This is a genomic window from Marinobacter halodurans (assembly GCF_004327985.1).
Classification (GTDB): domain Bacteria; phylum Pseudomonadota; class Gammaproteobacteria; order Pseudomonadales; family Oleiphilaceae; genus Marinobacter_A; species Marinobacter_A halodurans.
Window position 1 is genome coordinate 20034 of record NZ_SJDL01000043.1, and the last position, 22140, is coordinate 42173.

Here is a 22140-nt window from a genome sequence, read left to right on the forward strand (position 1 = left end):
GCCATCAAGATGAAACGGCCAGGTAGCTCGACGTAAAGTATCTTTGCATCGAGATAAATTTATCTTAGCATCAAGGTAAAAAGAGGCGCAATGAGTCGAGTGAAACTCGCCACCGAACAGTGGCAGAAGGAAATGCCGGAGCTGGACCTGCTCCCGATGGAACTGCTGGGCCGACTGGGGAGCGCGGCACGCCTGATCACCCGGGACTACCTGGAGCCCTTCTTCAAGTCACACGGGCTGCACCAGGGCGAGTTCGATGTGCTGGCGACTTTACGGCGCTCCGGCAAGCCCTATGCCTTGGGGCCGACGCAGCTGTTCGAGGCGCTAATGATTTCCTCGGGCGGGATGACCAACCGGCTCGACCGGCTGGAGAAGGCCGGACTGATCCGCCGCTCCCCCAACCCCGAAGACCGGCGCGGCATGCTGGTCACACTGACCGACGACGGCCTGTCACTGATCAACCGGATCATGCCGCTGCATGTGGAGAACGAGGCGCAGGCGCTGGCTGGACTGACCCAACAGGAACAGACCCAGCTCAATGAGCTGCTGGGCAAACTGATCGAAGGGCTGGACAGGGTCGACTAGCGCCGGAACTTCGTCTCCAGCACGACGGCCGAGTTGGTGCGTTCGACTCCCTCCAGGTTGCCGATTTCATCGAGCACGGTACTGAGTTCTTCCAGGGACTGGGCCTGGACGATGGCGATCAGGTCGTATTCGCCGCTGACCGAAAACAACTGGGCGACATGGTGGATCTGCTCCAGCGCGGAATTGGTCCGGGCCGTCAGCTTCTGGCGCACCTTGATCGAGACGTGCGCCTCCACCTGGTTTTCCGAGTAGGCGCGGCCCACCTCCAGTGAGTATCCCTTGATGACGCCGCTGGATTCGAGCCGGGCAATCCGGTTCTGCACCGTCGAACGGGACAGGCCCAGGGAGCGGGCCAGGTCGGACACGCTCGTACGCGCGTTCTGGCGCAGCAGCATAAGCAACTTCTGGTCCTGCGGACTGATCATAACGCCATTACCTGCCACAATTCGCCATATTCCCTCATCAATTTGACAGATTCTCCCACTGATTCGCCCATTTTGAAACTGCAAAATGACATTGGGCCCATCCATAATGAAGCCAGCTCTTTGGGGGAGCGCCTGAACTTCGTTCCCGAATTCCCTGATAACTAAAAGGTTTGGTCATGCAAGTATCCCGTGCTTTGTTCGATGACGTGATGGTTCCCAACTACGCCCCGCCCGCCGTGATTCCGGTGAAAGGCCAGGGCTCCCGCATCTGGGACCAGGAAGGACGCGAGTACATCGACTTCGCCGGCGGGATTGCCGTGAATTGCCTGGGCCATTGCCATCCGGCGCCGGTCAGGGCCCTGCAGGAGCAGAGCGAGAAGGTCTGGCACTTGGCCAATGTGATGACCAACGAGCCGGCCCTGCGCCTGGCCAAGAAGCTGACCGACGCCACCTTTGCCGAGCGCGTCTACTTCGCCAACTCCGGCACCGAAGCCAACGAAGCGGCCCTCAAGCTGGCCCGTCGCTGGGCGTTCAACGAGTACGGCGAGCACAAGGACGAAATCATTTCCTTCGAACGCAGCTTCCACGGTCGCACCTTCTTTGCGGTCAGCGTGGGCGGCCAGAAAGCCTACTCCGACGGCTTCGGGCCCAAGCCCGGCGCCATTCGTCATGCGGTTTTCAACGACCTGGCCAGCCTGGAAGCCGTGATTTCCGACAAGACCTGCGCCGTCATGATGGAGCCGCTGCAGGGCGAAGGCGGCATCATTGATGCGGATCCGGCGTTTATCAAAGGCGTGCGCGAGCTTTGCGACAAACACAACGCACTGCTGATCTTCGATGAGGTACAGACTGGCGTGGGCCGGACCGGCCACCTGTACGCCTACATGGATACCGGCGTCACACCGGACATCCTGACCTCCGCCAAGGCCCTCGGCGGCGGCTTCCCGATCGGCGCCATGCTGACCACGGCCGAGATCGCCAGCCACCTGAAGCCGGGCACCCACGGCTCCACCTACGGCGGCAACCCGTTGGCCTGTGCCGTCGCCGAAGCAACGTTCGACACCGTTAATGACGACGCCCTGCTGGCCGGGGTACGTACACGCAGCGAGCAGTTCAAGCATGGACTGGAAGCCATCAATGCCCGCTACGGCATCTTCAAGGACATCCGGGGCAAGGGCCTGCTGATAGGCGCCGAGCTGATCGACGAGCACGCCGGACGCGCCAAGGAAATCCTCCAGGCCGCCCTCAGGGAAGGGCTGCTGTCCCTGGTGGCCGGTGCCAACGTGGTTCGTTTTACGCCGTCCCTGGTGATTCCGGAGGCGGATATCGAGGAAGGTCTGGCCCGCTTCGAAGCGGCCATCGACTCGCTGTTCGGCACGGTCGCCAAGGCCGGCTGACCCGACGCGGAGGACGCGCCATGATCATTCGCCCGATCGCTCACAAAGACCTGGACGCCCTGGCCTGTATCGCCCGGGAGTCCGGCCCCGGCTTCACGTCCCTGGTGGACGACCGCGAGTTCCTGACCGCCAAGATCCAGCACTCGATCGACAGCTTCAACCGCGACGTTGTCGAACCCGGTGACGAAGGCTACCTGTTCGTGCTGGAGGATCCGGACACCGGAGACATTCTGGGCACCACCGGGATTGAAGCGTCCGTCGGACTGGACAGCCCGCTCTACCATTACCACAAGAGTCAGGTGGTCCATCATTCCCGGGAGTTGGGACTGTTCAAGCGCGTCGACGTGCTGAACATGTGCAACCACTACACCGGCTGCTCGGAAATCTGCACGCTGTATCTGCGCCCCCAGTTCCGTCGTCCGGGTGCGGGCAAACTGTTGTCCAAGGTCCGCTTCCTGTTCATGGCCCAGCATCCGGAACGCTTTGCCGACACCATCATCGCCGAGATGCGCGGTGTTTCCAGCGACCGCGGCGAGTCACCGTTCTGGAACTGGTTGCGTCAGCATTTCGTGGACCTGGAGTTCGCCCAGGTAACACAGCTGGTGGGCGCCGGCAACAACGGCTTCATTGCCGAGCTGATGCCCAAGTATCCGCTCTACACCCACCTGCTGAGCCCCGAGGCCCAGGCGGTGATCGGCGAAGTGCACGACAAGACCCGCCCGGCCCTGAAAATGCTGGAGGCCGAAGGTTTCCGCCACAAGGGCTACGTGGACCTGTTCGATGCCGGACCCACCGTCGAAGCGGAACGGGACCAGATCCGCAGCGTGGCCCGCTCGAGCGAATGCACGGTTCAGGTGGTCCAGGCGGACACGCCGGTCCTGCAACATGGCGGTGATCGGCTGTTGATCGCCAATACGCAGGTGGCCGGATTCCGCGCCACACTGACAGAACGGGCGATCCACCATCCCCAGCCTGGCATTCTCCAGGTGCCGGCCGACCTGGCCCGCGCCCTGGATCTGGAAGACGGCGCCCGGGCCCGCTGCGTGCGGCTGGCTGCGGCAAGCAACAAGACACAGGGCGATGCGTCCTCGACAGGCGACGCATCACAGGCCCAACCTCAACAGGAGCTTCGATATGCACTCTGATCGCGACACCCTTTTCCGGAAACTCTGGGACAACTACCGCGAGGTGACGCCATCGGCCGAGGAAATACACCGCCTGCTGGGCGGCACCCAGGGCAAGGAGATCATCAACGATCACATCGCCCTGCGGACCTTCAACCTGGAGAAGGTGAACCTGGACAAACTGGCGGCGCACTTCCTGGCGCTGGGCTACAAGGAAGGCCAGGAATATCATTTCGAAGCCAAGAAGCTCTACGCCAAACACTACGAGCACGAGGATCCGACCGCGCCCAAGGTGTTCATCTCCGAACTGCTGGTCGAGAAGTTCTCGCCGGAACTGCAGGCCACGGTGAAAGACCTGGTGGACAAGGTGGACCCGCAAGCGGTGACCGCCGACAACTTCCTCTATTCCGGCACCCACTGGAAAGTGGATTACGCCACCTACAAGCGGCTGCTGGCCGAGAGCGAGTACGCCGCGTGGGTTGCGGCCTGGGGTTATCGCGCCAACCACTTCACGGTCAACGTCAACCAGTTGGAGAAATTCCGCACGGTTGAGGAGATCAACCAGACGCTGAAGGACGCCGGCTACACCATCAACAGCTCGGGTGGCGAAGTGAAAGGCTCCCCGGAAGCCCTGCTGGAGCAGTCCTCCACCATGGCGGACCGGGTTGAGGTGCGGTTCAGCGATCGCACCGAGGTCATCCCCAGTTGCTTCTATGAGTTTGCCCGCCGCTATCCCAAGCCGGACGGCCAGCTCTACAGCGGCTTTGTTGCCGCGTCGGCGGACAAGATCTTCGAGAGCACCGACGCCGGGATGTGATCATTCCGGCCAACGAAAAATGGGGCTCGAGAGCCCCATTTTCACTTACAACTCAGTACATTACACCTTACGACGCCGTGACAGGCCGACGCCCGCCAGGCCGAGGCCCAGCAGAGCCACCGTCGCCGGCTCCGGTACGGAAGCCGTCGAGATGCTGGCGATGGAGTAATCGCTCTGGTTGTTACAGCTGCCGGTACCGCACACGCCGGCAGCCGCGCCAAACTCGATGGAAGACAGCAGCGAGCTACCGAACAGGGCCCCCAGATTCACGGTGCCGGCTGTCGCGCTGGTCGCTTCACTGGCACCCAGGATCAGGGAAGTGCTATCCACACCATCGATGAACAGCGTCAGATCCGTATCGGTTGCGCTGGAGTAGATGTTGGTCAGCACGGCGGTGCTGGTGGTGGTGGTACCGAAGAAAGTGGCGGTGATCGTCGCCACTTCCTGGTAATCGCCAAACTCGGGACCGTCATAGAGAAACGCCAGTGTGGTACCGGACAGGATGAAACCGGAGGATGATGTTCCGGTGACCGTCTGGCCGATGTCAATCTCATTACCGCTGGCACCGCCGGTAACGCCGGCGCCGTCCACGCCGTTCACGGTTTTCAGCCCCAGACTGCCGCCAGTGGCCGCGAAGGTGAGACCACCACCAGATCCTGACACGATGTCCGATGCATCAATGAGGGCTGCCGAGGCAGGGCCGGCCAGCAGGCCAGAACAAACCACTGCCGCGGCAATTTGCGCACGCAATTTCATAGTTCAACTCCTTCCTGAAAACGGGATTCGGCGTTCTGTATGCGAATCCGGTGCCAACAATCCATCTCACTGATTTGAAAGAATTTAATTATCCGGGTTTGTTCAAGATGTAAACAATTCCGACATCACACCTGACGACACAACGACCATATACCCACCCCGTTTCCGGAATGAGTGAGCATCCGTTTTCGCCGGTAAGGACCTGGCGAAACGACAGGGGGAGCGCAATACTGGGTCATAGGGGCCATCATCAACTGAATCCACCCCCTCACCTTCGTTCAACGACCTGTTAACCCGATGGAACAGCCAACAAAGTACTCGACGGTCAGCTATGGCTAGAACGAAAACACCCTGGATTGAAGGCGCCCTCTGCCCCCTGGAGACACCACGCTTCCTGTGCGATGAAATGCTGCGGGGATTTGGCGAATGGCTGCGGGTGGCCGGCTACGACACCATCTCGCCCAATAGCGGGACCCGCGATCGCGATGTCCTGGAAACGGCCATCGACGACAATCGCTGGCTGATTACCCGGGATCGGGAGCTACTGCTGCATCGCAATGCGCCCCAGTACGTGCTGTTGCTGGAAAGCAACGGCATGGAATCCAACTTCCGGGAATTGACCCGACGGCTCAACCTGGACTGGCTGCACGCGCCCTTTTCCCGGTGCAAACGCTGCAACACGCCACTGCAACCCGGCCCATTGCCCGGCGACACGCCAGAGATCAACGACAAGCGGGTGTTCTGCCACTGCCCGGGCTGCAAACACGTCTACTGGGAAGGCAGCCACGTCCGCCGGATGCGCGGCAAGCTGCTGCGCTTCAATCGCTGGCGTTACCCCCGGCGCTTCCTGCCGGCGACCAGCCCGCTTAACGGGGTACTGCCGCGTTACCTGCCGGAGTAGAGACCCAGCTCGCGCGCCCGACGGCGCTCATTGCGATCCTGCTCCACCTCCACCGCGGCAATCCGGGCAATGTAGTCCGCCGGTAGCTCATGCTCCTGCGCCCCCATCAATACGTGATGGCGATACCAGTCGAACGGGCGCAGGGAGTCGTCGATGTCTGTGGCCACATAGAAACGGACGTCCAGCCGGGTGCCGTCAGGCGCCATGGCCGTTGCCTCGGCATCGCGGTAGCCAATCCCGACACCCTCGATACGGTCCAGGCGCCGTTTGTCCCGATCCGGAATCTCGTAGACCACACCGTGCAACCGATCCGCCGAATCGCCGGTCCAGAACGCATCGCACTTGGCCGAGCCATCCTGGCGGCTGCGCTTGTGGAAACAGAGCCGATAGCCATCCATCGACGCCACGGAGACGAACCGCGCCGCCGGAATACGCTCGAGCAGCCGGGCGCGGGACATATTGGAGCCGTAGGCAAAACACAGCATGCCGCTCATACTCCCCTGTCAGGATTGCGCAATATTGTCCAAGCACGGCTTTGCCGGCGACGATATAGTGGTCTGTGTAGGCGACACACCGCCGGAGATCCGGCACCGCAAAATTGACCCAGGTCATCCAGATATAACCTGAATGAAAATAATTTCGTTTAAAAATATTGCACAATTTACGGTATCATTACCGCACCATTCTGCAACACGACAGGACTCGCTTTCTGCGCTGTCAGCGACAGGCCCGCCCGGCTCAAGGCATCGCAGCAAACCGGTCCCTTTCGCAATTCCGGGAGACAACTGAATGCCGAACCGCACCTTCTCAGCCGCCGCCATCCTGCTCACCATGCTGGTGGCCCTGCCCGCCGCCGCAGAGATGAAAACCTATGACATTGAACTCAAGGATGGCCAGGTGACGCCCAAGACGCTGGACGTCCCGGCCGGCGAGCGCTTCAAACTCAAGGTTCACAACAACGGCGAGGCCCCGGCGGAATTCGAGAGCAAGCGCCTGCGCCAGGAGAAAATCCTCGTTCCCGGCGCCAACTGGGCCGTCGTGATCAAGCCCCTGGAAGCCGGCGAGTACGACTACTTCGACGAATTCAACATGCCCGAAGCCCAGGGCACGCTGATCGCCAGGTAAGGAATCATCATGGAACAGATTATCTTCGTTGTCTGGCGCGAGAGCATTGAAGCGCTGCTGGTGGTCGGGATTCTCTATGCCTGGCTGCGGCAGGCGAGCGTGCCTGGCGCCATGCGCTACCTCTGGTTCGGCGTCGGCGGAGGCATCCTGTTCGCCATTGCCCTGGCCGCCGCGTTACTGGGGATCCAGCAGTTCCTGGGGAACAACGGCCAGGAGATCTTCATGCTGCTGATGATGCTGGTGGCCGCCGTCCTCATCGTGCAGATGGTCATGTGGATGCGCGAGCACGGTCGACACCTGCACAGCCACCTCAAGCACGAGACCCAGCGCGCCCTGGAAGACAGGACGTTCTGGTCAATCTCCATCCTGGTGGCCATTGCCATCGGCCGCGAAGGCTCGGAGACCGTTATTTTCCTCTACGGCATGAGCTATGCCCAACAGACCACCCAGGACTGGCTCAGCTTCGCCGGAGCCGTCGCGGTGGCGCTGGTACTGGCCGGTTTCACGTACTCCCTGCTGCAGGCCGGCCGGCGCTGGATGTCCTGGAAGCACTTCTTCCGTTTCACGGAAATCATGCTGCTGTTGCTGGCCAGTTCGCTGTTGCTGTCTTCGGTGGACCGGATGATCAGTCTGGGCTGGGTACCGGCCGGTATCGATCCGCTCTGGGACACTTCCGCCCTGCTTGACGATACCAGCCGCTTCGGTGGTGTCGTATCCGCCCTGACGGGCTACCGGGCCTACCCCGCCCTGACGGACCTCATCGTCTGGCTGGCCTTCTGGGCAGGCATTTTCGGTCTGTTCCGCCTGCAGCGCCGTCAACAGGCACCGGTCACCGCCTGATCCGCGCCATCGACTGGCCAGCCTGCGGCATCGCCCCGGCTGGCCAGTCACGCCTCTCTCCAACGCCTACATCGACACCCCGAACACCATCCCGACCGCCGCTGTCATTCCCATCGCCAGCGCACCCCAGAACGTCACCCGGCTCGCCGCCTTGCGGGCTGACGCGCCGCCAGCCCGGGCCGACAGGGATCCCAGCAGTGCCAGGAAGAACAGGGACGCCAACGGCACCGCCCAGCCCAGGCGATTAGCCGGCATCAGCCAGACCACCAGGAGCGGCATGAGCGCGCCGGCGGCAAACGTCGCCGCCGAGGCCATCGCGGCCTGCACGGGCCGGGCACCGTATGCGGCACCCTCGATCCCCAGTTCGTCGCGGGCATGGGCGCCCAGGGCGTCGTGCTGCATCAGCTCGACAGCCACCTGGCGGGCCAGCTCCGGACTCAGGCCGCGCCCTACATAGATCTCCGCCAGTTCCCGGACCTCCTCCTGGGGCTGGCGCGCCAGCTCCTCCCGCTCACGACGCAGGTCGGCCCTTTCGGTATCCGCCTGTGAACTGACGGAAACATACTCCCCGGCCGCCATGGACATGGCTCCGGCCACCAAGCCGGCCACCCCGGCCACCAGGATCTGCGGCGGCGACGCGCCAGCCGCCACGAAACCGAGAATCAGGCTCGCCGTGGAGACGATCCCGTCATTGGCGCCCAACACGGCGGCCCGCAGCCAGCCAATCCGGTCACTGCGATGCTTCTCGCGATGCCTCACTTTAAGCCTCCCCAATGTAACAACAGACAGCACGGCGCCGTATGAACGACGCCGATCATGAGGTATTGATATCCCTCGATTAAATATCACCGAAGTGCCTGTAATCCAGAGCCTACCTCACTCAACGACACACCCCGGAATCCGTTGGGAGGGAACGCCTGCGACGCCCCTCTTTCCAGAGCAGGTCACGGGTTCGGGCCCCGTGTGGCAGCCTTCCGGGGCGATATTGACTCGCCCCCGCAGCGCCGGCAAGCATGGCTTGGCGTTGTATGGGAAGCGTAGACCGAAAGCAATGAATACCGCTCCAGGATCATGAAAAGGAAACCTCACGATGGCCAATCAGGGCCGAACGCAGGGATCGAACGGGGCGTGAAAGAGGGCTGATCGCGCGACTCACCGCCAGGCACCCAATCAAGGGGCCTGACGGTCAACGCCCGATCTTATCGGCGGACATCACGCTTTCCAGAACGGTTTGTAGGCTTCCTCCATCAACGATCCGATCGGCAATCCCACATCCAGTTCCGCCCGGGTCGCGTCCATGTCCCGCAGTTGCCAGCGCAACCGGGCACGCATCCGGTAACGGCGGAACCACTCCCGCAGGACCCGCCCCACTCGACGCCGCAACGGCAGCGGTTGGCGGAACACCTCGGCATGTCCGCCCTCCAGCGGAGGAATAAAGACGGTTTCAGCGCGTCTGGACGTTGCAGTTTGCATGACAAGTACCTCCATGAAATATGAATTGAGGCCGGCCGGTAAATGCCATTAAACTGCTATAGGGTTGGTGTATCTATCAGTCTTTCCGAAAGGCGGCGTTCGTAAAACATGAACATAAAACTCGACAAGCTGCGCTCGTTCGTCCTGGTGGCCGACGAAGGCAACCTGACACGGGCCGCCAACCGGCGCCACACCACGCCATCGGCGGTCAGTGAGCATCTGCGTCAACTGGAGGATCACTTCGGGTTGACGCTGTTCGAGCGCAACACCCGCGGGATGGCGCTGACAGCGGCCGGCCGCAAGCTACTGGCGCCGGCACGCCAGGCTCTGATGCAGGTGGCGGAACTGGACGAGATTGCACGGGCACTGCGGTGCGAGCAGCCGGAGCCGCTGTCGTTCGCCCTCAATGCACCGCCGGAATACCTGAAGGTGGATCAATTGCTGCGTTCCGTGGCACGGGACCTGCCGGAAATCGCCCTGGAACTGGCCACCAGTTCCTCCTTCGTGATTCGCGATCAGGTAAAGGCCGGCGAGCTCGATATGGGCTATGCCTACGGCGACTATGTGGATGACCAGCTCCTGGGCCTGCGTCTGGCGCCGATCCGCGTCAGCGTGGTGGGGCCGCTGGAAGGCAGCCGCGAGCGTTTTCCCGCGAGCTTCGCCGAACGCCGTGCCCTGCCCTGGATCTGGCCCTCCGGCCATTGCCCGTTGGCGACCATGCTGCCGGACATCCTCGGCGGCGGCCGGGAACAGGCCAACAATATTTCCTCGTCCATTGACGAACTCAGTACCCTGTCGATGATCCGGGCCGGCCTGGGGTATGGACTGGTCGAACATGAACTGGCCAGCCACTGGGCCGACCGGGGGAGCGTGAGGGTTTACGATGAGCCCCGCCTCAGCATCAGCCTGAGCCTGCTGGTGCGCCGGGACCGGGCCGACGAACCGGCCATCGCGGCGGTGATCAAGCTGGTGAAAAGCCTCTGGCAGGACGTCACCCTTGCAACACCCGTCACGGCTGAAAACATGAGCTGATGGAGTCAGCCTGGCCCGCCCAGGGCGATCCAACAGCAGCCAGCCATCCGCCAACCCCAGCGTCTCGCTGATCACCCGTACTCTGCCGGACCCGTTCGCTATGCTGGCCAGGCTGGCAGCGCGATTGAGCAATCTGAGTCAGGATCGGCCGGCGCCGCTCGGGCATAGTAGCGCCCGATTGAGGAGGTTTGGCAGTGAATGGATCAAAGGCATCGGCCTACGCCGCGCGTTTCAACACGGTGTTTCGTTTTATCGATGAACACCTGTCCGAGGACTTGTCCCTGGAACGCCTGAGCCGGGTCGCGCATTTCTCGAAATACCATTTCCACCGGCAGTTTTCGCTGCACGCGGGGATCAGCGTCGCACGCTACATCCAACTGATGCGATTGCGGCGGGCGTCCTATCGCCTGGCGTTCGTGGAGGAGATGTCAATCATCGAGATTGCGCTGGAAGCGGGCTTCGAGAATCCGGAATCGTTTTCCCGGGCCTTCAAGACCACCTTTGGCCAGACGCCCTCCCAATTCCGCAAAGTCCCGGCCTGGCAGCCGTGGAACGAGCGGTTTCAATTGCCCCAAAGAGAGCGGAGACAACCGATGGACGTCAAGATTATTGAATTTCCCGAAACCCGCGTGGCGGTGCTCGAACACCGGGGCTCGCCCGCCCTGGTCAACGAGTCCGCCGCCCGATTCATCGAATGGCGCAAGCAGACCGGCCTGTCGCCGGTGGCCACCAGCGAGTCGATCGGCCTGGCCTGGGACGATCCCAACGCCACGCCGCCGGAGGAGTTCCGGTTTGATCTGTGCGGTTCGGTGGACGCCCCGGTGCCAGAGAACGAATTCGGCATCATCAACAAGGTGATTCCGGCCGGACGCTGCGCGGTGGTTCGCCATTTCGGTTCCCACGACCGCATGACCGAACCGGCCTATTACCTGTACCGGGAATGGTTGCCGGAAAGTGGTGAGGAGTTGCGGGACTTCCCCCTCTTCTTCCACTACCACAACCTGCTCCAGGATACGCCGGAGCACGAACTGGTGACCGACGTGTGCCTGCCGCTGGTGTGAACCGACTGAAACGGCCTTCTCCCGTTCGTGGCGAAGGCCGCTTTCCGGCGCTATAGATGCTGCAGCACGTTCACGATCTTGCCGAACGGATCGCGCACGAAAAAGCGCCGGACACCCCAGGGTTCCTCGACTGGCCCATAGTCGATCGGGACGTTCGCTGTATGAACCCGCTCCAACACCTCGTCCAGATCATCCACTTCGATCGACAGATCCGGCACCAGTGTCCCGGAACCGCCTTCCGACGCCACGCCGAGTTGAACCGTCATGGACTCGCCAGAGCTGTAGGTCCGTAACCAGCCGTGGTCCATGATGATGTCCAGCCCAAAAATGGTTTCGTAGAAGGCCGCCGCCTTGGCGGGATCATCCGTCGCGATGTTGGGCACAATGCGTTTTACTTTCATGAGATCAGTCCTTTGACACTGGGTGGATGGACTATGGCGTGACGGCACCGACAAAGATAATCGACACCGGTTGGTGCGTGGCCGGATCCAATGGCTCCCGGATGTCGACCAGGCGAAAACCACGGTCGAGAAACAGATTCACCCAGCTCGCCAGGGTCCGGAAATACCAGGGCGCCGGGTCCACAAACGAGGGATCGAAGCCCTCCCAGGAGCCGTCCCGCCAACCGTCCTCATAGAGTTGATCGCCGCACGCGGCGACCGGGTGCAGGGTCTGGACGATGAACGCCCCTGTATTGCTCAGCAGCTGAGGGATGCTGGCAAATACGGTTTCGACCGACATGTCTCCCAGCAGCGAGAAGTTGCACACGACCGCATCGAACGCCTCAGCCAAAGACCCATCACCCAGAGCTTCATAGGTTTTCACACGGAAATCGCCACCGCCCGCCGCTCGGGCCTGCCCGACCAGCGCCGGTATGGCATCGACACCCACCACGCGCTCAACGTCGGCTGACAACGCCCGGCATAACCAGCCCTCGCCGCAGCCTACGTCCAACACGGACCGCGGAGAACGCTGCAACACGGCGTCCACGATGGCCTGGTTGGTCACGCGCTCCCGGCTGGCAATCTGCCCGCCCCGAACGGCCTCCGTCCAGGGCTCGGCGTTCTTACGCCAGGAATCGATGATCCTGGCGTCGCTGTGGGGGTTCATGCATCGCTTTCCGGCTTCGCTTCCAACAGCGCCTTCAACGAGGCCAGATCCGCCTCCACGGCCTGTCGATCTGCATCAAACTGATCCTCGGTCATGTCGTCCCGACGAAACAGGGTGAAGATAAACTCGCTCCCTTCGCCATTGGGCACAACGCGCATCGGGTTATGGAACGTCACGCCGGAATCCAGCGTGACGTCGTGGTCCATCACGCCGAATTCGTTGGTTCTGGCGAAGCGGATGGTCACCCGGCCAAACGGCGCGTCGACCATCCAATCTTCGCCAGACGGGCACACGTCAGAGCGGGCCAGCCCCGCGGCCCATTGCGGCAGATTCCGGGGATCCGAGGCAAAGACATAGACAGCCTCCGGAGACCGGGCAATGTAGGTACTCACGTGACAAACAGCCTGCATACCGTCCTCCTTCCGATGACGATGTCGCCCTTTCAGGCGTCACGAGGTTGCGCGTCTATGGCCGCACAGAAGGCCTTCAGTCCTGTCAGCAATGCCCCCGACAACGCGGCATCCGCCTGGATGCCACGGCGGTCCAGCTCGCTGCCGAGCAAAGGCAGAGCCACGTGGGCCTCTTCAACCAGATGCCCCGACATGGTCGTAATCACCTCTTTCAGCGCCGCTTGGGCGTGGCCGGCCCGGGGCGACGTGTTGATCAGCATCACCGGCTTGAAGGGAAACTCGGTACCGCTCACCAGCCAGTCCAGCGCGTTCTTCATCGGGGCGCTGATGCCGTGGGCGTATTCCGGGCTGGCGATGATCAGGCCCGAAGCCTCGGCCAGTTGCGCCTTGAGATCGTCCAGGGCCGGAATCCAGTCGTCTTCCAGATCCGGATTGAACAGCGGCAACTGGCCGATCCTGCCGATCACAATGTCGACGTTGTCCGGCGCCAGCGCCCGCAGCGCCTTGATGGCCGCCGTGTTATAGGAGCGCTGGCGCAAACTGCCGGACAACGCCAGTAACCGGTACCCTTCCATAGTGTGACCTGTTTTTACCATTCGGCTTGTGCGCCGTCCATCGCCGCCGGATCCATCCAGAAAGCCTCCCAGACATGGCCGTCCGGGTCCGCCAGGTTCCGGTTGTACATGAAGCCCATATCCTGCATTGGATTGATATCGGCGGTACCTCCGTTCCCGGCCGCGGCCTGGTTCAGCGCATCGACCTCATCCTTGCTGTCGCAGGTGATGGCCAGCATGACCTCGCTGGACGTGGACGGCGGAATCGGGCGATCGGTGAACGTCCGCCACTTGTCATGCGTCAACAGCATGACAAAGATCGACTCGCTCCACACCATGCAGGCGGCGGTGTCGTCGGTAAACTGCGGGTTATTGTCAAAACCCAGCGCCTCGTAAAATGCCATCGATGCAGGCAGGTCCGCGACCGGCAGGTTCACAAAGATCATACGGGACATGACAGTTTCTCCTTCTGGTTATCCATTGGGTAACAGCCTCATACGGCTACTCCCTGGTCGGATGGTTGCCCGTACTTTCGACAGGCCCGGGAACATTTCCGGAATCGGGTGAGCGGATCACGGCCCTACCCGGCCTCCGGATCGGCCTGGAACACACCCAAGGTGTTACCCGCCGGATCGATGAAATACCCCTGCCAGCAGACGCCCGGCACCGCGAATTTATCCAGTGCCACCTGTCCGCCCTGGCTGGCGATACTAGCCGCCACATCATCGAAGTTGGCCACCTCGATAGAGCACACGAAAGCGTTCGTACCGTGTTCAGGCGCTGGCGTGGGCGCCGGGCGCTGGAGCAAACCACCACGGATGCCGGGTGTATCGATGCGCCAGTAGGGAATGGGAAAGTTTTCCTGCCGGGTAAAGCTCCAGCCGAAAACGGCCTGGTAGAACCGGACGGCCGCTTCCGGCTCGTCCGCCTGGATTTCAAAGTAGGCAATGGTGTTCATGGGGTTGCCTCCGTGCAGTGCCCTAACCGATTACCCCCAGTCTAGACCGACCGGCGGAAGAAAGACCATTGATTAGCCGGGCAGGACGACGCTGGCCGTCATCATCCCCCAAAGCCAACTGATCCGGTAACGTTCAATGCCGGCCTGGGCAAAGCCGGCCTCCGCCAGCAGCCGGCGGCATTCACGCTCACGGTATACCTTCACATGCGCGGGACTCGTCAGGCGCAGCCACCAGTCACACAACCGGCACGCCAGGTAGTCGTCGCACCAGTCGGTGATCAACAACCGGCCACCGGGACGCAGGACGCGCCCCATCTCGCGGAGCGCCCGCTGCGGGTCACGGACGTAATGAAACATGTTGCATGACACCACCGCGTCGAACGACTGGTCCTCGAAAGGCAGCGCTTCCGCCCAACCGGTATGGAGCTCCGTGCTGGCCGTGACACGCTCCCGGGCCACGGACAGCATGGCCGGTACGGGATCGACGCCCGCCAGTTGTGCCCTCGGGTATTGGCGAGCCAGTTTCTGGAGGAGGATGCCCGTGCCACAGCCGACATCGAGAACACGGCCTTCAGGCGGCAATGACAGACGAGCGAGCGTCGCGTTGCTGGTGGTTTCGATGTAGAACGGCCAGCGTCGGTCGTAGTCCGGTGCCAGGCGCGAGTACTCTTCAATGATGGGTTCTTTCACTGGCCCCTGCCCGTTTGCTCTCATCCCGCACCGGTATTCGTGCCCCTGTTTCTGGCGCCCCGGCCATTCAGGATTTGCCCGAACCCTTTCCCGGGCGACCGTAGAGTGAGCGCAGCTCATCCTTTGCCGCTTCGAGGACCTGGCGCTGGGCATCCGGCATATTCTTACCGGCCCGGTTCAGGTAGAACGTCAGCATCGACATCGCGGACCGGTAGGGATCCGACTTACGCCTCTCGCTGCTCTCGGCGGACTCTTTCAGGGACTGCGCGATGGCCCTCGGGTCCTTGCGGGTGAACACACCCTCTTCCAGATCCAGGGCATCGCTGGTCTTGGTCACACGGTGCGACCAGCCTTTGGCGGCCGCCTGTTGATCCCGCTTCCGCGATTCAGACATGTCACCGCCCTCTCCGTTCGGGTGAGTTTGGTTGATCACGTTCAGCGTACCGGTCCCCACGCGCTCCATGAAGCCCCTTTACTCTACAGATCAAAAATAAGGTGTTCAGTCAGGCGACCAGAAGCCCGCCGGACACCCTTACTTTGCGTCCCATTCGTAGACGGTGACAACAGACGATCCGGAAGTGTGTACCGGATCCCTGAACGCCAGCGCCTCGGCTTCGTCCTTGTTGGCCGCCTGGATCAGATAGGCGCCGCCCGTCTTATCGGTAAACGGGCCGGCCAGATCCAGCTTACCCTGCTGGCGCAGGTCATCCAGGAAGGCGTAGTGGGCGTCGATTACGCCGGGATCGAACTCCGGCGTCCGAAAGGTAGTGACGAGGTATCGCATCGCATATTCTCTCTGTGAGGGTTATCGTGAGTCGCCGTACCGGTCTACCTGACGGTACCCACGGAGACAGGACAGCTTTCGGCCAAACAGCCGGTTCCATGTTCTCGATGTACAAACAGTTGCTCCGATGGGAGCCCCGGAACTTCAGACCTTCCTGCCACCGCTGGGCTCGGAGATCACATCGATGTCGACCAGGTTCCACGGTCGTCCCTTGTTGCGGTAGATGCGCTTGTTGAGGTCCGGGTAGTCGCCTACATCGTGATCCCGTCGTTCGCCGACGACAATGCACTTCAGCACCGTATCGCCGTTGTTGCGCAGGGAATGGGCGTCGCCACCGGCCCGGTAGCCCAGGAAATCCCCGGCATTCACCTGCACGGTCTTGTCGCCGATCCGGGCTTCCGCCGTGCCTTCGAGGACGTAGACACACTCATCCTCGTAATAATGCCTGTGAAACTCGGTGGATTCCCGCCCCGGCTGCACTTCGATGATGTGAAAACCAAAGCCCGTAATACCGGTCAGATCGCCCAGGGACTTGTTGGTCCGCTTGGCGTTGTCATTGAGAAAGTGGGTTTTCCCGATGCCTTCGAATTGGTCGATGTCGGCTTTGGTGAGGTGGTATTTGTCCATGGCCCATGTCCATTCTGGTTTGATGGCCGATCAACACGGGAACGCGTCGTGGCCCGCAAGAATCAAGCGATAAGAGGCACACCCAGTGGACCCCATGGCCAACCCTGCTCTGCTGGCACGCCTCGTCACTTCGGTCCTTTTAACCGGCGTTTGAGCTTGACCAAGTAAACAAGAGCAATAAAGGCGACGCAAGTGCCTGCGGACATCCATAGTTGACTCAGCCTGGGCGGAATAACAAGCCGAAAGGTCTGCCAGGAGTCTCGCGTAACACCCTTGCCTCGCGCCACACTTAAATTGAGACCAATGCCGACAATGAGGCTGACACCCACCGAATTGAGCCAAATCGAAATATCTGGATCAAAGTAGTAGCCAACGGTGACGAGATACCAGATGAAATAGCACCATAAAGCCGTCTTGCCAATGGCAAGATTCCCAAGATACTGGATCACATTGAGCTCATCCGGGCACATCCCTCACCCCTGCCTCGTCCAGTCCGCCCTTACGGCCGGATGCCATCGAAATCCAACGCTAACAGAGAAAACCGCCGGCAAAAACGCGGCAATAACGGGGACCGATTTATTTTTAGGGGTCGTGCAACCACTGAAAGGGCAATCTGCCCCATTTTTATCGCTTTACAACCCAATAAATCGGTCCCGGAATCCCAGCATCAAACATCCAACGGACTGCTGATGCCACGTTCGTGGGTGCCAACGACATGGGTATATATCTGTGTCGTGGAAATGTCGTTGTGGCCTAGCAACTCCTGAATGCTGCGAATGTCTGTGCCCCGTTTTAGCAGGTTGGTGGCGAAACTGTGCCGAAAGGTATGGCAACTGCCCTTTTTGCGAATACCCGTGGCTTTCATGGCTTCGTTCACAAAGCGCCGAACCTGCTGCTCCCCGATATGATGGCGCCGACGAACCCCCGAACGTGGATCAATAGACAGCCTCTGTGCCGGGAACACATATTGCCAGGCAGAACTGCATGCAGCGCCTGGGTACTTCTTTGCCAATGCGTTGGGCATATAGACTTCGCCGAAACCATCCTTCAGATCTTGCCGGTGAAGCGCGAGTGCGAACTCAACCTGAGTACTCAGACGTTCGCAGATCGACGCGGGCAAGATTGTCCGCCGCCATTTATCACCTTTGGTTTCTCGCACGAACAAACACGGTTCGGAAAAATCCACATCCTGGATTCTCAGCCGTACCGCCTCCATTACCCGCAAACCAGAGCCATACATCAGGCTGGCCACCAGCTTGTGGGTGCCATGCATGTGCGACAGCACCGACATCGCCTCTTCATGACTGAAGACGGCAGGCAACTTTCGCCCCCGGGACGGGTTGGTAAACTGCAAGTCGCCCAACTCTTTGCCAAGAAACTGGTGATACATGAATACCACTGCGTTCAGTGCTGTTTTCTGCGTGTTCACCGCGACATTGCGATTATTCGCCAGATGACTCAACCACGAATTAACCTCCTCTGCCCCCATGGATTCCGGATGGCGCTTGTTATGAAACCGGATGAATTCGCGCACCCAGTTGCAGTAGGTTTTTTCTGTCCGGTAAGCCAGGTGGCGAGCGCGAATGAACGCCCGGAAACGGTCCATAAACCGGACGGGAACGGCAGGCAGCGGAACAGGTATGTCGTCCATGATAGCACGTCCTTTATATAACTGTTTATTTATACAGCCTACGTCAACCACGAGGCTCTGACAACCGGAAAAATGGTCGTTGCGACCATGAACTGGGCGGAATTTTGAAAATCTATGACTTCGGCTTTTAAATCAGCAGGTTGCCGCTTCGACAGAAAATGAGGATAGTGGTCTTTATGATCATTTTTGTTTGGAAAACCAGAAAGCAGAATAATGGGAAGTTATTGACCTGAGGGGATTTTCTGCCTAGGTTGGAGACGTGTTGGAAATGAAATATGAGTCGTTGGAAAAACGGTCGTGACGACTCATATACAAAGGTTAAGTTTCAGGAGATTTGGCTTTGGGCATTAAATTCCGGGCAGTGAGAATAACAAGCGAAGCAAAGCTGGAAGATATCGCTGAAACCATGCAGCGGGTTCTCGTAAACTTCTCGAATCCAATAAATTTCTCAAGCGTCTTCTATCGAGATCCGCGTGAAGGCGAAACTATCGCTACGATGGTAGCATTCCAAAATAAAGATGCCTTTTATTTGGATCGGCCGGACCCCGAGTTGCGCTCTTCCTTTTCGTCTAAAGCCCGGAAGCCTGATTTATTGTCTAACGTCTTCTCAAAATTCGGTGGGGCACATGCAGAGAAAGACGTATCTGATTACATCAGTCGAATTGTTGCGGTGGCCACGGCAAGACAGCTAAGCACACGTTTTCATAATGCGACGGCTCATATTGTTTCCGATACTTTATGTGAGTGTGGGCACATCACTTTCCAGAATGGGGTTGCCGCCAGCGGAGTTTTGGTCAGCCCAGAAGGCACAGAAAGAAAGGTCTCCATAAGTAATGGAAGTATAGAGACCTCAGAATATTCTGTTGGTGCGGACTACCAGAAATATTTTTTTGAACAATCGAACATGGATTTAGAAGAATTTTTGGAGTCGTTGGAGTATTTGGGTCGCATCCAGGTCATGGCGAAAAAAGAATTGATTCCGAATGCTCAGTTTGAGCTGGAGAAAACTTAACAAGGTATTGCAGTTTGTTCCGGGCCTAAGGCCCTCCACCGGACGCCCCTGTCGGGGCGCCGCTGAATAACGGCGTTATAAGCCAAAGCTTCGGTCATTTTCTGGTGGTTAAGTGCATGGGCCTTGGCGGCAAATAGGGCCGTATTTTTGGCTTTCGTTAATGGCCAAGGCCAGCAACATGGTCGTCCAATCTGGAAGCCTGTATTGGCTTCTTTCTGGTTTTCATCAACGTGCCCAGTTTGTGGGGCCGTTCGTCGTAAATTCTAAATGGGCCGGGTAGTTTGGTGGTTTGTATCGGTGCCGGATCGCGAGCAGGTGCGGGGCTTCTTTGGAGTTCGCATGCGAGTTGAGGGGTGGATCGGAAACCATCGGGTGAACCGGCTTCTAACCAGCCGCGTCAGTCGGACCGGTTTGTCACGCTGCGCGCGCCAACCCGGCCGCTGCGCATGAGCGTTATGTTTCCACGCCGTAGAAAGTCTTGCTGGATCTTTGAAGGAATATTATGAGCTTTTTTCATATTGTTGTTGAAACCAATGAAAAGGACAAAAATGGGCGCTTCATCAAGGTTATTGAATGTGACCGCACGGACCTAGAAGAAATTAGAGATGAAATAATCCGACCTTACGTGCTAAGAGATGAAATCCTTGTTGACGGCGCCTACCTTGAATTTAGCAAGATACGTTCGCTCAAGATTAAGCAAACAGAGAGGGACGCTTCAGGCACGGCTGATGCAGCGAACAGTAACATTCCTCCAAATGTCATTGTGTTTCTGTCTACCGAAGATGTAATAAGTGGCGATGGCTACACAACTGATTTAACGCGTAATTTAATAAAGGAAGTGAAAGACTCTGTCGCTAACGAGTCGAAAAAGGAAGCTCCGCCAGTTAATTTGGCGTCGGACAATAAGAAGGTTTTTGTTGTTCATGGTCACGATAACGCAGCTAAATCAGAAATGGCTCGTTTTCTCGAAAAGGCGAAGTTGGAACCAATCGTGCTGCACGAGCAAGCAAGTTCAAGCCGAACGATTATTGAGAAAATTGAGGCAAATAGTGACGTTGGATATGCAGTTATTTTGTACACACCGTGTGACATAGGTGCCAAGAAATCCGAATCCCCTGAACTAAAATCTAGAGCCAGGCAAAATGTTGTATTCGAGCATGGATACTTTATAGGTCGGCTGGGGCGCCCAAGAGTTTCGGCTTTGCTAGTAGATGGTGTTGAAGCGCCTAATGATATAAGCGGTGTCGTCTACATTGATCTAGACCTTAGAGGTGCTTGGAAGCTTGATCTAGCAAAGGAGTTAAGGGAAGCAGGATATACAGTTGACCCTTCTGCTTTATTGTAAACATAACAAATGGCTGTTGTCGGACGTGGACTTCCCCTAGTCGAGTGGACACGCATCGATAACTCCCAAGCAGGAGAAAACCGATGCCGGAAATGATCACAGGGAAGAAAACCCAGCAGTACAGCACTGAGTTCAAAGTCAAAGCGGTGGAATGGAGCCACCAGGCCCACCGGAGCGTCAAAGGCGTTGCGGAAGCGCTGGATATCCATCCCTTCATGCTGTCACGCTGGCGAAAGGAATACCGTGAGGGAAAGTTCGCCATGAAGCGTGTCAAAAGAGCACCCGCCCAAGCCAAGCAGCAGATCAAAGAGCAGGATGAGATTAACCGCCTGAAGCGCCAGATCACCGAGCTTCAGGAGGAAAACGACATCCTAAAAAAGTTTCAACGCTTTCAGGCCGAGGAACGGCGGAAGCGTTCCGGTTCGTCTGGAAACACCGACGGGAACACGGAGTAAAGGCGCTGTGCCGCCACCTGAACATCTCGCGGTCCGGCTACTACGCCTGGGTGAACCGAAAGCCCAGCCAGAGAGCGTCAGAGAACGCCGATCTGCTGCTCAAGATCCGTCGCACCTATAACGCCAGCAACGGTCGGTATGGGAGCCCTCGCGTGTATCAGTCGCTACGACGGGAAGGCGTTGAGGTTGGCGAGAACCGGGTGGCTCGCCTGATGCGGGAATGGGGCATGAAGGCGCGTGTCACGCGCGTTTATCGGCAAATGACCAAGCGCCGGGACGCGGCCAAAACGCTGCCCAACTACCGTCTGGAGGCGGCCAAGCCCGAGGCGATCAACCAGCACTGGAGCAGCGATGTCACCTACATCAAGCTGGGCCGGAAATACGTGTTCCTGGCCGTTGTCCTGGATCTGTTCTCCCGTCGCATCGTGAGTTGGCGGCTGGGCGAGAACCTGAATGCGGACTTCTCCCGGGCGACCCTGCGAGAAGCGTTCAAGACACGCAAGCCCGAGCCCGGCTTGTTGTTCCATACGGATCGGGGCATCGAGTACCGGGCCCACAAGACGCAAGCGCTTCTGAAGCAGCACCAGGTCCGACACAGCATGAATCGCCCGGGGCAGTGCACCGATAATGCCGAGGTGGAATCCTTCTTCAAGACGTTGAAGGGAGAATTGCTGCAGGCGACCAGCTTTGTGACGCTGCGGCAATTACGACGGCATATAAATGACTATATTGAAGGCTTTTATAATCGCCAACGGCTGCACAGTGGCCTGGGCTACCGGACTCCGCTAGAGTTCGAGGAAATCAACTGAAGGGGCGTGTCCGATTTATTGGGGGAACTCCAACGCACCTACGCTAGCGCTCCGGCACGCCGCAAAGCCAAGGCGTTAGGGAGGATAATTACTATGTCCATATTCTGGTGGGTGGCGATAGCCATAGCAGTAATTTGGTTTATTTCCTCTCTTCGTTCTAAAAGCAAAGCTCATAGATCGTTTGCCGCTTCGGATGACG

The 22140-nt window shown here is 59.2% G+C and carries 29 protein-coding genes; 12 read left to right on the plus strand and 17 right to left on the minus strand.

The genetic code is table 11. From position 1 onward, the window contains the following. The first annotated feature begins 90 nt into the window (after positions 1 to 90). A complete protein-coding gene (locus EZI54_RS20195) occupies positions 91 to 585 on the plus strand; it encodes a MarR family winged helix-turn-helix transcriptional regulator (RefSeq protein ID WP_131483691.1) in 495 nt (164 codons plus the stop codon). Here the strand turns inward: EZI54_RS20195 and EZI54_RS20200 are convergent. Continuing rightward, complete coding sequence (locus EZI54_RS20200) at positions 582 to 1010, minus strand: Lrp/AsnC family transcriptional regulator (protein ID WP_131483692.1); 429 nt, start codon at positions 1008 to 1010, stop codon at positions 582 to 584. The two genes, EZI54_RS20195 and EZI54_RS20200, sit on opposite strands and share 4 nt — an antisense overlap. Positions 1011 to 1186: 176 nt before the next feature. On the opposite strand from EZI54_RS20200, the gene EZI54_RS20205 reads away from it, so the two are divergent. Genes EZI54_RS20205 through EZI54_RS20215 form a run of 3 tightly spaced genes read left to right on the plus strand, consistent with a single transcriptional unit; the run spans position 1187 to position 4348 of the window. Next, complete coding sequence (locus EZI54_RS20205) at positions 1187 to 2407, plus strand: aspartate aminotransferase family protein (protein WP_131483693.1); 1221 nt, start codon at positions 1187 to 1189, stop codon at positions 2405 to 2407. A gap of 20 nt (positions 2408 to 2427) precedes the next feature. Further along, positions 2428 to 3552 carry an arginine N-succinyltransferase gene (gene astA, locus EZI54_RS20210; RefSeq protein ID WP_131483694.1) on the plus strand — a complete coding sequence of 375 codons (1125 nt, stop codon included), beginning with the start codon at positions 2428 to 2430 and terminating at the stop codon, positions 3550 to 3552. Next, complete coding sequence (locus EZI54_RS20215; protein ID WP_131483696.1) at positions 3542 to 4348, plus strand: DUF1338 domain-containing protein; 807 nt, start codon at positions 3542 to 3544, stop codon at positions 4346 to 4348. The genes astA and EZI54_RS20215 overlap by 11 nt, the downstream gene beginning before the upstream one ends. 60 nt (positions 4349 to 4408) lie before the next feature. On the opposite strand, the gene EZI54_RS20220 is transcribed toward EZI54_RS20215, so the two are convergent. Continuing rightward, complete coding sequence (locus tag EZI54_RS20220; RefSeq protein WP_131483697.1) at positions 4409 to 5104, minus strand: PEP-CTERM sorting domain-containing protein; 696 nt, start codon at positions 5102 to 5104, stop codon at positions 4409 to 4411. A 331-nt stretch (positions 5105 to 5435) separates the two neighbouring features. Here EZI54_RS20220 and EZI54_RS20225 point away from each other — a divergent pair, with 331 nt between their 5' ends. After that, positions 5436 to 6005 (plus strand): DUF5615 family PIN-like protein, encoded by a 570-nt coding sequence (locus tag EZI54_RS20225; protein WP_131483698.1) that lies wholly within the window; start codon positions 5436 to 5438, stop codon positions 6003 to 6005. Here the strand turns inward: EZI54_RS20225 and EZI54_RS20230 are convergent. After that, complete coding sequence (locus EZI54_RS20230; protein WP_131483699.1) at positions 5990 to 6490, minus strand: gamma-glutamylcyclotransferase family protein; 501 nt, start codon at positions 6488 to 6490, stop codon at positions 5990 to 5992. The genes EZI54_RS20225 and EZI54_RS20230 overlap by 16 nt on opposite strands. A 304-nt stretch (positions 6491 to 6794) precedes the next feature. Between EZI54_RS20230 and EZI54_RS20235 the strand changes: the two genes are divergently transcribed. Beyond that, positions 6795 to 7130, plus strand: a complete 336-nt coding sequence (locus EZI54_RS20235; protein WP_131483700.1) for a cupredoxin domain-containing protein — start codon at positions 6795 to 6797, stop codon at positions 7128 to 7130. 9 nt (positions 7131 to 7139) lie between these two features. Further along, the gene (locus EZI54_RS20240) at positions 7140 to 7970 is read left to right on the plus strand and encodes an FTR1 family iron permease (protein ID WP_131483701.1); all 831 of its coding nucleotides are present in this window, start codon (positions 7140 to 7142) and stop codon (positions 7968 to 7970) included. A gap of 66 nt (positions 7971 to 8036) precedes the next feature. Here EZI54_RS20240 and EZI54_RS20245 read toward each other — a convergent pair whose 3' ends face one another. Together EZI54_RS20245 and EZI54_RS20250 are read right to left on the minus strand one after the other, a co-directional pair. Further along, complete coding sequence (locus tag EZI54_RS20245) at positions 8037 to 8729, minus strand: VIT1/CCC1 transporter family protein (RefSeq protein WP_131483702.1); 693 nt, start codon at positions 8727 to 8729, stop codon at positions 8037 to 8039. A gap of 453 nt (positions 8730 to 9182) precedes the next feature. Beyond that, positions 9183 to 9443 (minus strand): hypothetical protein, encoded by a 261-nt coding sequence (locus tag EZI54_RS20250; protein WP_131483703.1) that lies wholly within the window; start codon positions 9441 to 9443, stop codon positions 9183 to 9185. 108 nt (positions 9444 to 9551) lie between these two features. Here EZI54_RS20250 and EZI54_RS20255 point away from each other — a divergent pair, with 108 nt between their 5' ends. Further along, the gene (locus EZI54_RS20255; RefSeq protein ID WP_131483704.1) at positions 9552 to 10475 is read left to right on the plus strand and encodes a LysR family transcriptional regulator; all 924 of its coding nucleotides are present in this window, start codon (positions 9552 to 9554) and stop codon (positions 10473 to 10475) included. A gap of 194 nt (positions 10476 to 10669) precedes the next feature. After that, entirely contained in the window at positions 10670 to 11536 is an 867-nt protein-coding gene (locus EZI54_RS20260; protein WP_131483706.1) for an AraC family transcriptional regulator, read from the plus strand. Between the two features lie 50 nt (positions 11537 to 11586). On the opposite strand, the gene EZI54_RS20265 is transcribed toward EZI54_RS20260, so the two are convergent. From EZI54_RS20265 to EZI54_RS20320, 12 genes are all read right to left on the minus strand, one after another. Continuing rightward, positions 11587 to 11937 (minus strand): VOC family protein, encoded by a 351-nt coding sequence (locus EZI54_RS20265; RefSeq protein WP_123632687.1) that lies wholly within the window; start codon positions 11935 to 11937, stop codon positions 11587 to 11589. Between the two features lie 31 nt (positions 11938 to 11968). Then, complete coding sequence (locus EZI54_RS20270) at positions 11969 to 12646, minus strand: class I SAM-dependent methyltransferase (RefSeq protein ID WP_131483708.1); 678 nt, start codon at positions 12644 to 12646, stop codon at positions 11969 to 11971. After that, entirely contained in the window at positions 12643 to 13056 is a 414-nt protein-coding gene (locus EZI54_RS20275) for an SRPBCC family protein (protein ID WP_131483709.1), read from the minus strand. The genes EZI54_RS20270 and EZI54_RS20275 overlap by 4 nt, the downstream gene beginning before the upstream one ends. Before the next feature lie 32 nt (positions 13057 to 13088). Further along, complete coding sequence (locus tag EZI54_RS20280) at positions 13089 to 13631, minus strand: NADPH-dependent FMN reductase (RefSeq protein WP_131483710.1); 543 nt, start codon at positions 13629 to 13631, stop codon at positions 13089 to 13091. A gap of 14 nt (positions 13632 to 13645) precedes the next feature. Next, positions 13646 to 14065, minus strand: a complete 420-nt coding sequence (locus tag EZI54_RS20285) for a VOC family protein (protein ID WP_131483711.1) — start codon at positions 14063 to 14065, stop codon at positions 13646 to 13648. Between the two features lie 125 nt (positions 14066 to 14190). Beyond that, positions 14191 to 14568: a VOC family protein gene (locus EZI54_RS20290; protein WP_131483712.1), complete on the minus strand. Its 378-nt coding sequence runs from the start codon at positions 14566 to 14568 to the stop codon at positions 14191 to 14193. A 72-nt stretch (positions 14569 to 14640) separates the two neighbouring features. Beyond that, on the minus strand, positions 14641 to 15258 hold the full coding sequence (locus tag EZI54_RS20295) for a class I SAM-dependent methyltransferase (RefSeq protein ID WP_207389288.1): 618 nt from the start codon (positions 15256 to 15258) through the stop codon (positions 14641 to 14643). 67 nt (positions 15259 to 15325) lie between these two features. Continuing rightward, on the minus strand, positions 15326 to 15652 hold the full coding sequence (locus EZI54_RS20300) for a DUF3175 domain-containing protein (RefSeq protein WP_131483714.1): 327 nt from the start codon (positions 15650 to 15652) through the stop codon (positions 15326 to 15328). A 138-nt stretch (positions 15653 to 15790) separates the two neighbouring features. Then, on the minus strand, positions 15791 to 16042 hold the full coding sequence (locus tag EZI54_RS20305; RefSeq protein WP_131483715.1) for a YciI family protein: 252 nt from the start codon (positions 16040 to 16042) through the stop codon (positions 15791 to 15793). 144 nt (positions 16043 to 16186) lie between these two features. After that, complete coding sequence (locus tag EZI54_RS20310; RefSeq protein ID WP_131483717.1) at positions 16187 to 16669, minus strand: cupin domain-containing protein; 483 nt, start codon at positions 16667 to 16669, stop codon at positions 16187 to 16189. A 125-nt stretch (positions 16670 to 16794) separates the two neighbouring features. After that, positions 16795 to 17139 (minus strand): hypothetical protein, encoded by a 345-nt coding sequence (locus EZI54_RS20315; protein WP_131483718.1) that lies wholly within the window; start codon positions 17137 to 17139, stop codon positions 16795 to 16797. A gap of 197 nt (positions 17140 to 17336) precedes the next feature. Next, positions 17337 to 18320, minus strand: a complete 984-nt coding sequence (locus EZI54_RS20320; RefSeq protein WP_131483719.1) for an integron integrase — start codon at positions 18318 to 18320, stop codon at positions 17337 to 17339. Between the two features lie 340 nt (positions 18321 to 18660). Between EZI54_RS20320 and EZI54_RS20325 the strand changes: the two genes are divergently transcribed. The 3 genes from EZI54_RS20325 to EZI54_RS20335 all read left to right on the plus strand — a co-directional run bounded on the left by EZI54_RS20325 (position 18661) and on the right by EZI54_RS20335 (position 21941). Continuing rightward, complete coding sequence (locus EZI54_RS20325; RefSeq protein WP_131483720.1) at positions 18661 to 19332, plus strand: hypothetical protein; 672 nt, start codon at positions 18661 to 18663, stop codon at positions 19330 to 19332. Positions 19333 to 19834: 502 nt separating this feature from the next. Further along, positions 19835 to 20677 carry a TIR domain-containing protein gene (locus tag EZI54_RS20330; protein ID WP_131483721.1) on the plus strand — a complete coding sequence of 281 codons (843 nt, stop codon included), beginning with the start codon at positions 19835 to 19837 and terminating at the stop codon, positions 20675 to 20677. An 83-nt stretch (positions 20678 to 20760) separates the two neighbouring features. Beyond that, positions 20761 to 21941 (plus strand): IS3 family transposase gene (locus tag EZI54_RS20335; RefSeq protein WP_131483723.1). Its coding sequence is split into 2 segments (ribosomal slippage): positions 20761 to 21057 and positions 21060 to 21941, totalling 1179 coding nucleotides; the frame shifts between segments, so codons are not numbered across the junction. Positions 21942 to 22140 lie beyond the last annotated feature (199 nt).